General features: G+C 29.0%; 12 protein-coding genes and 2 other annotated features. Of the genes, 8 read left to right on the forward strand and 4 right to left on the reverse strand.

Annotation, left to right across the window (positions count from 1 at the left end):
* Positions 1 to 9: 9 nt before the first annotated feature.
* From ABWP20_RS02245 to ABWP20_RS02275, 7 genes are all read left to right on the forward strand, one after another.
* Positions 10 to 852 carry an ABC transporter permease gene (locus tag ABWP20_RS02245; protein ID WP_353093306.1) on the forward strand — a complete coding sequence of 281 codons (843 nt, stop codon included), beginning with the start codon at positions 10 to 12 and terminating at the stop codon, positions 850 to 852.
* An 8-nt stretch (positions 853 to 860) separates the two neighbouring features.
* Positions 861 to 1,832, forward strand: coding sequence for an ABC transporter ATP-binding protein (locus ABWP20_RS02250; RefSeq protein ID WP_353093308.1), 972 nt, complete (start codon positions 861 to 863; stop codon positions 1,830 to 1,832).
* Positions 1,825 to 2,640 (forward strand): ABC transporter ATP-binding protein, encoded by an 816-nt coding sequence (locus tag ABWP20_RS02255; RefSeq protein WP_353093310.1) that lies wholly within the window; start codon positions 1,825 to 1,827, stop codon positions 2,638 to 2,640. Before ABWP20_RS02250 ends, ABWP20_RS02255 begins: the two co-directional genes overlap by 8 nt.
* 18 nt (positions 2,641 to 2,658) lie before the next feature.
* Positions 2,659 to 4,269: an ABC transporter substrate-binding protein gene (locus ABWP20_RS02260; RefSeq protein WP_353093312.1), complete on the forward strand. Its 1,611-nt coding sequence runs from the start codon at positions 2,659 to 2,661 to the stop codon at positions 4,267 to 4,269.
* A 306-nt stretch (positions 4,270 to 4,575) separates the two neighbouring features.
* Complete coding sequence (locus ABWP20_RS02265; protein ID WP_353093314.1) at positions 4,576 to 5,187, forward strand: AAA family ATPase; 612 nt, start codon at positions 4,576 to 4,578, stop codon at positions 5,185 to 5,187.
* 73 nt (positions 5,188 to 5,260) lie between these two features.
* Entirely contained in the window at positions 5,261 to 5,782 is a 522-nt protein-coding gene (locus ABWP20_RS02270) for a GNAT family N-acetyltransferase (protein WP_353093316.1), read from the forward strand.
* Positions 5,783 to 6,557: 775 nt separating this feature from the next.
* Positions 6,558 to 6,932, forward strand: coding sequence for a hypothetical protein (locus ABWP20_RS02275; RefSeq protein ID WP_353093318.1), 375 nt, complete (start codon positions 6,558 to 6,560; stop codon positions 6,930 to 6,932).
* A 171-nt stretch (positions 6,933 to 7,103) separates the two neighbouring features.
* Here the strand turns inward: ABWP20_RS02275 and ABWP20_RS02280 are convergent, their stop codons facing one another.
* The 4 genes from ABWP20_RS02280 to ABWP20_RS02295 form a co-directional block, all read right to left on the reverse strand.
* Complete coding sequence (locus tag ABWP20_RS02280; RefSeq protein ID WP_353093320.1) at positions 7,104 to 7,868, reverse strand: ABC transporter ATP-binding protein; 765 nt, start codon at positions 7,866 to 7,868, stop codon at positions 7,104 to 7,106.
* Positions 7,834 to 8,733: an ABC transporter permease gene (locus tag ABWP20_RS02285; protein WP_353093322.1), complete on the reverse strand. Its 900-nt coding sequence runs from the start codon at positions 8,731 to 8,733 to the stop codon at positions 7,834 to 7,836. The genes ABWP20_RS02280 and ABWP20_RS02285 overlap by 35 nt, the downstream gene beginning before the upstream one ends.
* 18 nt (positions 8,734 to 8,751) lie before the next feature.
* Entirely contained in the window at positions 8,752 to 9,741 is a 990-nt protein-coding gene (locus tag ABWP20_RS02290) for an ABC transporter substrate-binding protein (RefSeq protein ID WP_353093324.1), read from the reverse strand.
* Positions 9,742 to 10,051: 310 nt separating this feature from the next.
* Positions 10,052 to 10,289, reverse strand: a binding site (T-box leader).
* Positions 10,290 to 10,443: 154 nt separating this feature from the next.
* Positions 10,444 to 11,436, reverse strand: coding sequence for an ABC transporter substrate-binding protein (locus ABWP20_RS02295; protein ID WP_353093326.1), 993 nt, complete (start codon positions 11,434 to 11,436; stop codon positions 10,444 to 10,446).
* A 126-nt stretch (positions 11,437 to 11,562) separates the two neighbouring features.
* Positions 11,563 to 11,801 (reverse strand) — a binding site (T-box leader).
* 407 nt (positions 11,802 to 12,208) lie between these two features.
* Here ABWP20_RS02295 and ABWP20_RS02300 point away from each other — a divergent pair.
* A complete protein-coding gene (locus ABWP20_RS02300) occupies positions 12,209 to 12,748 on the forward strand; it encodes a DUF5698 domain-containing protein (protein ID WP_353093328.1) in 540 nt (179 codons plus the stop codon).
* Positions 12,749 to 12,790 lie beyond the last annotated feature (42 nt).

Below are 12,790 nucleotides of genomic sequence, written 5' to 3' on the forward strand. Positions count from 1 at the left end.
TGCTTATATATGAATAAAAAATTTCGAGATATACTTAGAAATGTAAACTCTATTAAGGAACTGAAAGTGGGAATAATAATTTTTATAATATTGATTTCTATAGCAATATTAGCTCCATTTATTGCAACTAAAGATCCGAATTTTCTAAATGATGATTTGATTGTAAAACCATCATCTGAATATATATTTGGTACTGATGGTTTAGGTAGAGATGTATTTAGTATGGTGATTTATGGTTCTAGAACATCTTTAAAAATAGGTATAGCTGTTTCTCTTATATCTTCTGTTATAGGAATTTTAATAGGAGCTATAGCAGGCTATGTAGGTGGAAAGGTAGATAGAATAATTTCAGAGATAATAAATATATTTTTAATGCTGCCTAGTTTCTTTATCATATTAATAGTTGTCGCTATTTATGGTAGCAGTTTAACAAATATAATCATTGTTATGGCTCTTACCAGCTGGACGAGCACAGCAAGGTTAATGCGTTCTCAAGCGATATCATTTAGAGAAAGGACCTTTATTAAAAGTGCGAAAATTATTGGAGAATCTGATATAAGGATATTATTTAGACATATTATACCAAATGGGATTTTTCCAATTATAACAGATTCTACTATGGCTGTATCATCAGCTATATTATCAGAAGCAGGATTATCTTTCCTAGGCTTAGGGGATCCAAATGTCATAAGCTGGGGCAAGATAATATCACATGGGAAGGTATATCTTCCACGAAGTTGGTGGATATGTACATTTCCCGGTATTGCAATTGTATTTACTGTACTTTCTTTTTATCTAATTGGAGAGGGAGTGCGTCAGGTGCTAAGTCCGAAATTAAATGAGAAAGGCTAAGGAGATATATGTCATTACTTCATATAAAAAATTTGAATATTACATACAAGACTAAAGAAAAAGAAATTAAAGCAGTAAATGATTTATCTTTAAATATAGAGCCGAGGGATTCCATTGGGATAGTTGGTGAATCTGGATCTGGAAAGTCAACTCTTGCTATGGCTATATTACAATTACTTCCTAGTAAAACATCTAAAATCATAGGTGAAATTATATTTGATGGAGTTGATTTATTAAAAATTAGCCCAGAAGAGTTGAGACAAATAAGGTGGAAGGAAATTGCTTTTGTTTTTCAAAAATCAATGAATTCTTTAAGCCCAGTACATACAATAGGATGTCAATTGTCTGATATATATAAAGTACATAGACCAAATGCAAAAAAGAGGGAAATAAGAGAAAGGATATTTGAGTTATTTAGCTTGGTAAACCTTTCAGATAATATATATAATTTTTATCCCCATGAGTTATCAGGGGGCATGATGCAAAGAGTTAGTATAGCCCTTAGTTTAATTAATTATCCAAGAGTATTAATATTAGATGAAGCTACAACAGCCCTTGATGTTGTAACACAAAAACAAATACTTAATGAAATTATAAAACTCGAAAAGCAATTGAATTTAACTAGGGTAATGATAACCCATGATGTATCTATAGTAGCATCCACATGTGAAAAAGTTGCTGTAATGTATGCAGGATATATCCTTGAAAGTGGATATGTATCAGATGTTCTTCACTTTCCTAGACATCCTTATACTAAAGGCCTTTTAAATTCTTACCCATCTCTCATGGGAGAAAAAGATGAACTAAGGGGGATTCCGGGATACCTTCCAGATCTTAGTGTGTCACATAAGGGATGTATATTTGCTAGTAGATGTAAAAATTCCATAGATAAATGTTTCACTGATATACCAAAAATGATAAGTTTTCCAAATGATTGGAATGTAGCTTGTCATTTGGTAGGAGGTGCACATGGTGGGTAGTTTATTGAAGGTAAATAATTTAACTAAATGGTATGTTCAGAAAAAAAGTATTAAGGTAGATGGAGTAAAAAATAGGAAACAAATTACTAAGGCTGTTGATGGTGTTAGTTTCTCCATTGAAAAAGGAGAGATTTTAGGTATAATAGGTCAGTCTGGATGTGGAAAATCAACTTTAGCTAGATTATTAGTTGCTCTTGAAAACCCAACAGAAGGGAGTATTGAATTTCAAGGTAAATCTATTGAAAATATATTAAAGAAAGAACGTTTAAAATTTAGGCAGGATTGTCAAATGATTTTTCAAAATCCATTTGATACTTTTGATCCAAGAAATAGTGTGAAAAGGATTCTAACTACTCCTTTAGAAATACATGGAATAGGGGATTCAGAAGAAGAAAGATTAAATATATGTATAAAGTCTATGGAAAGTGCAGGTATAGTTCCAGCAAAGGATTATATTAATAGATATCCCCATGAGCTTTCTGGTGGACAATTACAGAGAATATCAATAATTAGATCCATGCTTTTAAGTCCTAAACTTATTATTGCTGATGAGCCTGTTTCTATGCTTGATGTATCTGTTCGTGCAGATATAATAAACCTTCTATTGGAGTTAACAAAGATAAGAGATGTAGGCTTGATTTTTATAAGCCATGATATTGCAACAACAAGATATATATCTGATAAAATTGCAGTGATGTATCTAGGTAAAATCGTTGAAATAGGGAATACAGAAGATATAATACAAAATCCAAAGAATCCATACACCAAACTTTTAATATCAAGTTGTATAAATAAAAATAATATATAAATAAATGGAGGGAAAGAGATGAAAAAATTATCTTTATTTCTTGCTATAATCCTATGTCTTGGACTATTTACAGGATGTGCTAAGAAAAATGAATCAATGGAGGCTGGTAAAGGGGAAAATGCAGAACATGTTGAATCTGCTTTAGAAGTTTCAAAGGAGCCTAAAGAAGGTGGAGTATTTATTGCAAGTATGGGCGGAGAACCTAGAACTTATAATCCTGATGGATTTTCTGATGATGGTGCATATCCAATAATTCAAAATGTTTTTAATAAGCTTGTAAAGATTAATGGATATGATGAAATAATTCCAGATCTTGCAAAGAAATGGGAATTCTCAGAAGATGAAACTGCCATAACATTTTATCTTCAAGAAAATGTAAAATGGCATGATGGTAAAGATTTTAGTTCAGAAGATGTAAAATGGACTTTTGACCAGATTATAAAAGAAGAAGGCTTTGCTGCAAACTCTCTCTCAGATATAAAAGAAGTCACATGTCCTGATAAAAACACAGTAGTAATCAAATTAGAGGGACCTAATTCAGGAATTCTTGGATATATTGCATGGTTTGGAACATATATAATGCCAAAACATATATATGAAGGCACTGATTGGCTTGAAAATCCAGCTAATCAAAATCCTATAGGTACTGGCCCATTTAAATTTGTAGAGCATAAAAAAGGTGAAAGCGTGACTATTGAAAGAAACAATGATTACTGGGGTGATAAACCATATTTAGATAAAGTCATATTCTCCATAATTCCAGAACAGAGTACAGCTTATCAAGCATGGTTAAATGGAGAAACTGATGAAAATAAAAATGGGGTACCAGCCAATGAAATTAGTAGATTTGAAAATGATGAAAATTATGTAATTTATGATAAACTTTGGCCAAATAAGGGATATATACATTTCAATATGAATAAAGGTAAATTTGCTGATTTAAAAGTTAGACAAGCAGTAGCTTATGGTATTGATAGAGATGAGATATTCACAAAAGCATTAAAAGAGATAGGGGAAAAATCCGAATATTTCATATCACCGCTTTATGATTGGGCTTTAAATAAAGATGCAAAACTTCCAGAAAGAGATATAGAAAAGGCTAAATCATTATTAGAAGAAGCTGGATATAAAGCAGATTCAAATGGAATATATTTTACTACAACAGTAGATATTTATCCAGGGTTTGAAGATGTAGTAGAAGTTCTTAAATCAAACTTTAAAGAATTCGGTATAGATTTAAAAGTTAATGCTATGGATGATTCATCCTATGACGAAAAAGTTTGGTTCGGACATGACTTTGAATTGACTATGCTTGGTGGGTATCAAGGACCTGATATATCTGCCATTGGGAACCGTTTTGGAACGGGCAGTGTAATGAATCTAGGAGAATATAATAATCCTAGAATGGATGAGCTTTTAGAACAAGGAGTAATTCCGTCAAAAAAAGAAGAAAGAGCACCTATATATAAAGAAATGCAAACATTATTAGCTGAAGATCTTCCAGCAATATTCTTATATGAAAAGGGAGCAAAAATAGTTGTTAAATCTTATGTAAAAGGTCATCCAGCAGGAGAAGCTGTAGAAAAGGCATCGGAATCAGAATATACTTATATTTGGTTAGATAAATAATTTAAAGAATAGGACTGTTTCAATATGAAATTTGAGGCAGTCTTTTTTTATAAATAAATGGGATATACATCAACTAATGGTATTTAGATATATTCATAAAATACTTCAGCAAGACTGATTATGACAAGATTGTTTTGAATTTCCATAGAATAAAAAATAATATATAAGTTTTAATTTATTGAATTGATATTTATAAGAAATTTATTTAATAATTAAAAGGAATTATTGATATATCTATGATATAATATGCTAAATTATAAGTTTTCATGGAAAACAAAAACTTTATATAAGAGGAGAAAAATTTTTATGGAAGCATTGTTGAATAAAATAATGAGCGAATACGATTCTAAGGAAACTATAATTATTGGAATTGATGGTCTAGGAGGGGCAGGTAAGAGTACAATAACAGAATTGCTAAAAACACAATTGCAGAATATTAACTATTATCCTGTTGTTTTACATATTGATGATTTTATACATCCAAAACATATTAGGTATGATGAATCTAAAGAAGAATGGTATTGCTATTATAATATTCAATGGAGGTATGATTATTTAATTAAAGAAGTTTTGCTGCCAATAAAACAAGGTATTGAGATTTATAAAGAAATAGAATTATATAATAAAGAAAATGATTTATATATATTAGAACAAATAAGAATACCACATGGGTCAATCTTGCTAATAGAAGGGATATTTTTACAAAGGAAAGAGTTAGAAAGATACTTTGATTATATGATTTATGTTGAAGTACCTAAGGAGACAAGGTTTACTCGCGTAATAAATAGAGATACTTACATAGGAGAAGCCAAGGATATAAAACTAAAGTATGAAAGACGATATTTTCCAGCAGAAAATAAATATATTAAAGAATATTGTCCTATTGAAAATGCAGATTTTGTGTTAGATAATATTTAATAATAGAAGATTAAAGCAATTTAAAAGAAGGATTTATTAAAATATAATAATATAAAATAAAGGAGCGTTTTTTATGGCGGATATTATTATAAAATTACTTGAGCAATCAGATGAAGAAAAGCTTTTTAGATTTGAAATTGAAAATAGAGACTTTTTCGAAAGTATGGTTTCATCAAGGGGAGACAGCTATTATGATTTTAATAATTTCAAAACAATAGTCAAGGAGTTAGTAGAGGAACAAGAAAAAGGACAAGTATATATGTATTTGATATTAGATGAGAGTGGAGAAATTATTGGCAGAGTAAATCTAGTATCAATAATAAGGGGAGATTTTAATAAAGCTGAATTGGGTTATAGAATAGCTGAGAAACATCAGGGCAAAGGCTATGCAACAAAAGCTGTAAAACTTATTTTAGATGAAGCAGCTAATAAACATAAGCTTCATAGAATAGAGGCAGGAACATCATCAAATAATATAGGCTCACAAATAGTTTTAATTAAAAATGGATTTCAATTTTCTGGACGTTATAATAAATATATTTATCATAATGGACAATGGCATGATAGTATAAATTTCGAGAGGATACTTGATTAAATTGATTTAGTTTGATTCTCTAATATTGGGATTTAATTTTTTCCATATTATTACTTGTTTATAAATCCACCCCTACATCAATATATAGGAGTGGGTTTTTTATTTAAGCCAAATGATAGTTGCTAGTGTATAGCAAAGTTTTTAAAATAGGAATTCGCTGAATTATTGAAGGAGTCATGATTGATTAAGATTCATGTTAAATAGAGTATGAATCACAGAGGCTGTCGGATGCTGTCATAATTAATCTGTTGACAAAGTTAATTTATTTAGATAGGTTTAAGATAAAGTAATAATATAAAAATATAGGAATATATGTATCTGAAAATATATATTTATTTGGTGTGTTGGGTTTGAACTATGAAAATAAATTATATGATTTGTGAGGTTTTTATTAAATGAGTAAATTTCGTATTTTGATTATTGACTTTACTAATAACTATAATTGAACCTTCTTTAAGATTTGTTTATATTTTAATATAATTTTTTATAGAATAAGAAATAAGAGGTTGCTAATTATAATTTAAAATTACACTATAGATTTAAAATTGAAGTAAAGAAGTTATAAACAAAGGTTTACACCATTAGATGTAAATATTAATAGTATGAGTTAATAATATAATTGAATATTTTGTTAGAAAGGATCTTATTAATGAAAATTAAAAAGAATATTAGAAATATTTTTATTGTGACTGTTCTTATTATAATTGTTATTTTCTCAAAAAAATATATTTTATATTATGACTTGACACAAGTATATTGGAGTAAGAATTTTCCTATGTCCTATACACAGGAAAATATAAGTAATTTTGAAGGTAGAGATGGTATTTACTATGATATATTAAAATATGAAAGAGATATTAGAGAAGATATTTCAAAAGATAAATTAAATGGAATTTCTAATAATACCAGTAGTAATATTCCTTTAGAATATGAAAAGACTATTAAAGAAATAAGCATTGAAGATATAATAAAAAAATTATCTATGCTAAATTTAACAGATGAAGAACTACAAATTGTAAAGAAATTATCAAAAGATATAACTCAAATGAAAGATCCTATTATATTTGGAGGAGAAACTTTGACTACTAAACTTTTCATTATTTATGATAAAGATAATTTTACTTTACATTTATTCAAATATCATGAATAGAATTTTTAGAATCTTGAATCCAAAAGAAATTTTAGGGGTGTTTTACAAAGTTTCAATATTTATGAAACTTAATCAACTTATTTTTATTTACGGCTTCATTGCCTATGAATTAGCTAACATTATGATAACTTAACCCACCCCTACATTAATATATAGGAGTGGGTTTCTTATTTAAGCCACATTTTGTATAAGTTTTTCTCTATAAATATCCATTAATTCTTTTTCAGTCACGTCCGTACTTAGTTTATTCAATACTACTTGACCCTTATCTAACATAATTATTCTATCTGAATATTCTATAGCGTCTTTCATATTATGAGAAATCATTATAGTTGTCATGGAATATTTTTTTATTAATTCCTTAGTTTTTTGCATTACTACACTTGAAGTTTTAGGGTCTAAAGCAGCTGTGTGTTCATCAAGTAAAAGCAGGTCTGGGTGTTTCATGGCTGCCATTATAAGAGATAGAGATTGCCTTTGACCACCAGATAGAAATTTTACTTTAGTATTTAATTTGTTTTCAAGACCTAAATCTAAATCCTTTAATAATTCTATATAATTATCTATATTATTCTTTTTTATAAGTTTTCTTAAAGTAAATTTTTCTCCTTTTTTATTTGCTAAGGACATATTCTCAAGTATAGTAAGGGAAGGAGATACTCCCATGGAAGGACTTTGATATACTCTTCCTATATAACTTGCCCGTTGTTCTTCTTTTAAATTTCCTATGTTTTTTCCATTTAATAGAATCTGTCCAGTATCTGCTAATATGCTGCCACCTATGATATTGAGGAGAGTAGATTTTCCACAGCCATTGGAACCGATAATTGCCGTACATTTATTTTTTTCTATTTCCAAATTAAAATTATTAAAAATATTTATTTCATTATCTGTATTTTTATTAAAACTCTTTGATAGGTTTACTATTTTCAACATTTTTTCTCCCTCCAGATTCTTTCATAGATCTAAATAAACCAACTGCGAAGTTATTGTAAGATAGAAATGCTATTACAATTATTGCATTTATAGCTTTAAGGTCATTAGGATTTAATCCTAAATCTATGGCAATTCCACCGATAATTTTATAGATTACTGCCCCCAATATTGCTCGTGTTGTATTTTTTATTATGTTAGAGTTTTTCATTATAGTATCGCCTATTATAATTGAAGCAAGAGCTATAACTATAATAGAATTACCCATAGTTATATCTGAGAATCCTTGTATTTGGGCCATTAGGGCACCACTTAAAGCTATTAATCCATTAGATAACATTAATCCTATTATTTTATATTTATCACTACTTTCTCCCAGTGATTTTACTAAAGATTCATTATCTCCTGTTGCAATTAGTAAATATCCAGTTTCAGTTTTTAAAAATAGGTCAAGTACTATTTTTATCAATAGCACTATTACACCTAATACTACTAAGGATGAACCTAAATCGAAAACTGAGCTATAACTAAATAATGGTATATTGGATTTTCCATTTATTTTTAAATTCACAGAATATAATATAGTCATAGTTAAGATTCCAGATAGTAAAGGTTTTATTTTTAATTTGGTAAAAAAAGTTGCTGTAAGTAAACCAGCCAAAGTACCAAATAAAAAGGCCATTGAAGTACTTATTATAGGATTAATTCCCATAGATATAAATTTAGCAAATATAAAAGCTCCAAAGGGGAAGGTTCCCTCTACTGAAAGATCTGCTATGTCTAATATTTTATAGGTAAGGAACACACCCATGGCTAAGACTGCAAATATAAGTCCTTGTTCCAAGGATGTAATAATTAATGAATTCATATATATCACCTCAAATTTCTAATCAATTTTTGTTGCATTTTTAAATACTTCATTATTCTCATTAATTTCTAAAGCTTTTAATGTTGTTTCATTAATAACTTTTTTAGTATTGGCAGCAGTCTGTGATGGAATATCAGAAGGCATTTTTTTATCAATTAAAATTTCCTTAGCCATTTGTGCAGTTTGCTTACCTAACTCATAGTAACTAATTCCATCAGTAATGAGAATACCGCCTTTTACATGAGAATCTTCCGCAGCTACAGTAATTAACTTATTAGATATGGCTTTCTCAGAAACTATATTTATTGCAGATGCCACCATATTATCTGTTATTGTATATATTCCATCTGCTTTTTTGACTATGGAATCTACAGCCTGTGGTATATCTGATATTGTAGAGATACCAACATCTACTATTTCAAGACCCATTGAAGGTGCTAATTCTTTTGCCATTTCAACTTGGATTTGTGAATTTGCCTCATTAGTATTAAAAATAATTCCAACTTTTTTAATATTATTATCTAAGTCCTTAAACAACTGTAACTGTTTATCCATTTGAGTAGCATCTGATGTTCCAGTTATATTTCCACCAGGACTTTCCATTGTATTTATTAACTCAGCACTTACAGGATCAGTTACTGCACTAAATAGTATAGGAATATCTTTTGTAGCCTGCTTAGCAGATTGTACTGCTGGTGTTGCTATTGCATATATTAAATCAACTTTATCCTTAAGGAATTTTTGAGATATAGTAACTGTAGTTGGAATATCTCCTTGCGCATTTTGGTAATCAATTTCAGCATCTACACCAAGCTCCTTTAATCCATCTTCAAAACCACGTCTAGCATCATCTAATGCTGAATGGTCTGATAGTTGACTAATTCCAATCTTAAATGTTTTTTCATTAGATTTATCATTTGACTGATTTACATTTGGATTACAACCTGTTAAAACCATAATACTTGCTGCTGCTAAAGACACTAATTTACTAATTTTACTTTTTTTCATTTTTTTATCCTCCTCAATTTGAATTGATGATTGAGAATTGACAATTTAAATTTGGTTAAGTAACCTCCCGCAGTTTTGCAACTCAAATCTATTTACTCGTTACACTCATATAGATTTGGTCCTAATGGACACTCCTAATGATAAATGCTACATTAAGGTTGGTGCTCATTGCGTTTGACCTATATCAACTCACAACCTCTATCTACCCCGTAGGGTATAATTCAGTGGTGTCCGTTAGGACCTGGCGTTCGTTGTGTTAGGTCATAAAAAAAATCCTTCGATCTCTATAAGTTTAGCTTTTAGCTATACTTATAGGGACGAAAGATTATATTTCCGTGGTACCACCCTAATTATGACAAAGTCATCACTCAATCAGACCTAACAGTCCTATCCCCTATAACGATGGGCATTCGGATTTGCCTACTCGGATAATCTTTTAGCAAATCGGCTCAGGAGTGTATATTACATATCTTGTTATTGTTGGTTTTCACCCTTCCCAACTCTCTTTAAATAATCAACGATATCTTTCTCTCCATCAGAGCATTTTTTAATATTACAGATTATGATAATACTTTAATCTGATAATGTCAATAGTTTTTATGAAAAAATATTTTTTGAATTTCTGATGGTTTGATGTAAATCCTGACAGAGCCTAGTGGTATTATAAGTATAGCTAAAAATATTTAGTTTTATTTTGATATATTAATTTCCCACTTCTAAAGCATCTTTAAATATTGGAAGATTTTTATCTAATTCTAAAGATTCTAAGGTTTTTATATTTACAGTTGTTATGGTTTTGTCTGCTACTCCTACAGGTATAGTAGAAATATCTTTTTTATCTACAAGTATTTCTTTAGCCATTTTAGCAGTTTGCTTACCTAGTTCATAATAACTAAGTCCATTAGTTATTAATATTCCACCCTTTACTTGTGTTTCTTCTGCACAAACAGATATAATTTTTTTATCTATAAGTTTTCTTGATAACAATTCTACAGATGATGCAATTAGATTATCACTAAGGGCATAAACAGCATCTACTTTATTTAGTAGAGAATCTACTGCTTGTGGAAGTTCATTTATATTATTTACTCCGATTGTAACTACCTCTAAGCCTTCAGTTGGAGCTAGATTTTTTACTTCTTCTATTTGAATTTCAGAGTTTGCTTCATTGGTATTATATAATATACCTATGGTTTTTATATTAGGGTTGATTTCTTTAAACATTTTTAACTGAGAAGCAGTAGGCGCCATATCAGATGTTCCAGTTATATTTCCGCCAACATTGTTCCAATCTTCAACTATTTCTGACTTTACAGGATCAGTTACTGCACTAAATAGTATAGGAATATCTTTTGTAGCTTGCTTAGCAGATTGTACTGCTGGTGTTGCTATTGCATATATTAAATCAACTTCATCCTTAAGGAATTTTTGAGATATATTAACTGTAGTAGGAATATCTCCTTGTGCATTTTGATAATCAATTTCAGCATCTACACCAAGCTCTTTTAATCCATCTTCAAAACCACGTCTAGCATCATCTAATGCTGGATGGTCTGATAGTTGACTAATTCCAATCTTAAATGTTTTTCCATTAGAAGCATTACTAACATTTTTACTATTTGAACTACAACCTGATAAAACCATGATACTTACTGCTGCTAAAGATATTAATTTACTAATCTTCTTTTTCCTCATTTTATTATCCTCCTTAAAATGTAAACAATAAATTTTATAGGATAATTAGCATAGATTGAATGCCATGGAATAATTGGGCAATAAAAAAATCTTTCAATCCTTGTAAATATAGCTTTTAGCTATACTTACAGGGACGAAAGATTATATTTCCGCGGTACCACCCTAATTATGACAAAGTCATCACTCAATCAGACCTAACAGTCCTATCCCCTATAACGATGGGCATTCGGATTCGTCTACTTGTATAATACGTTTAACGAATCTGCTTAGGAGTGAATATTACATATCTTCTTAATGTTGGCTTTCACCTTTTCCAACTCTCTGTAATTAAGACAGGATATCTTTCTCTCCATCAGAGCATTTTTAATATTACAAATTATAATAATACTTTAATTTGATAATGTCAATAGCTTTTTAAAAAAAGTTTATTAGAATGCTATAATATATATTCGATTACACATAAATAAAACCTTATTATTTGCAAATAATAATGATATGTAGTATACTAGTATAGTTAGATTAATAATTGGAATGTAATTAAAGTATTTAAAATAATCTTTGAAGTAACCTTATCTTTATTTTAAAGTTATAATGGTGACAATTTAGATAAACCATTTACTTTATATCTATATTACTCGAAAGGGTATCATATTTATTCAATCGTGAATTTTCCATATGAAATTTTAAACATGAATATGACTAATTAATTGATAACTAATATATGATTGTATGTTAGTTTTTGTGATGTAAAATTTAAAAAGGAGGTGTTTAAATGACAGAAAATGTTATGTTTGCACTTGTAGGATTGTTTTTAGTAACTGCTTTTACAAATATTCTAGCAACACTAAAGACAATATTGATGTCTAAAAAAATTATGAATCCAGTTTATTTGTTAGTTTTTGCAGATGCCATGATTTTTGCAAGTATTGTTAGTAAAGTCACCAGCTCAGATGGGGTTCAATTTACTATGGCATATGCTTTAGGAAGAACCGCAGGAGTTTTTATAGGCAGTAAAATTGAAGATAGATTAGCACTTGGTATTTTAGAAGTAGATTTATTTCTAAGTGACAAAAATAAGGTTATGGAAATATCAAATAAACTTAGAAAAACTGGATATACAGTTAATAATTTTCTTGTTGGAGGAAATGATGAGAAAAAAAGATATCAAATTGAAGTTATAATAAAAAGAAAAGAGTTTAAAATATTTGAAGATATTATAGCAGAATTTGATATAGTTAATCCAACTTTAAAAGTTAAGACTTTAAATAGAGTAGATGGAAAAATTACAACTACAAGATTTAAAGAGGCATAAAATCATATAGATGGGAAATAACCCAGCTATAGTTAAAGAAGT

The sequence above is a fragment of the Tissierella praeacuta genome (assembly GCF_040396155.1).
Taxonomy (GTDB): Bacteria; Bacillota; Clostridia; order Tissierellales; family Tissierellaceae; genus Tissierella; species Tissierella praeacuta_A.

Excerpts from the sequence above, each read along its gene's own strand:
- ABWP20_RS02245 (WP_353093306.1), top strand. The coding sequence starts at position 10 with ATGAATAAAAAATTTCGAGATATACTTAGAAATGTAAACTCTATTAAG.
- ABWP20_RS02290 (WP_353093324.1), bottom strand. The coding sequence starts at position 9,741 with ATGAAAAAAAGTAAAATTAGTAAATTAGTGTCTTTAGCAGCAGCAAGT.
- ABWP20_RS02260 (WP_353093312.1), top strand. The coding sequence starts at position 2,659 with ATGAAAAAATTATCTTTATTTCTTGCTATAATCCTATGTCTTGGACTA.
- ABWP20_RS02265 (WP_353093314.1), top strand. The coding sequence starts at position 4,576 with ATGGAAGCATTGTTGAATAAAATAATGAGCGAATACGATTCTAAGGAA.
- ABWP20_RS02300 (WP_353093328.1), top strand. The coding sequence starts at position 12,209 with ATGACAGAAAATGTTATGTTTGCACTTGTAGGATTGTTTTTAGTAACT.
- ABWP20_RS02275 (WP_353093318.1), top strand. The coding sequence starts at position 6,558 with ATGTCCTATACACAGGAAAATATAAGTAATTTTGAAGGTAGAGATGGT.
- ABWP20_RS02295 (WP_353093326.1), bottom strand. The coding sequence starts at position 11,436 with ATGAGGAAAAAGAAGATTAGTAAATTAATATCTTTAGCAGCAGTAAGT.
- ABWP20_RS02250 (WP_353093308.1), top strand. The coding sequence starts at position 861 with ATGTCATTACTTCATATAAAAAATTTGAATATTACATACAAGACTAAA.
- ABWP20_RS02280 (WP_353093320.1), bottom strand. The coding sequence starts at position 7,868 with ATGTTGAAAATAGTAAACCTATCAAAGAGTTTTAATAAAAATACAGAT.
- ABWP20_RS02285 (WP_353093322.1), bottom strand. The coding sequence starts at position 8,733 with ATGAATTCATTAATTATTACATCCTTGGAACAAGGACTTATATTTGCA.
- ABWP20_RS02270 (WP_353093316.1), top strand. The coding sequence starts at position 5,261 with ATGGCGGATATTATTATAAAATTACTTGAGCAATCAGATGAAGAAAAG.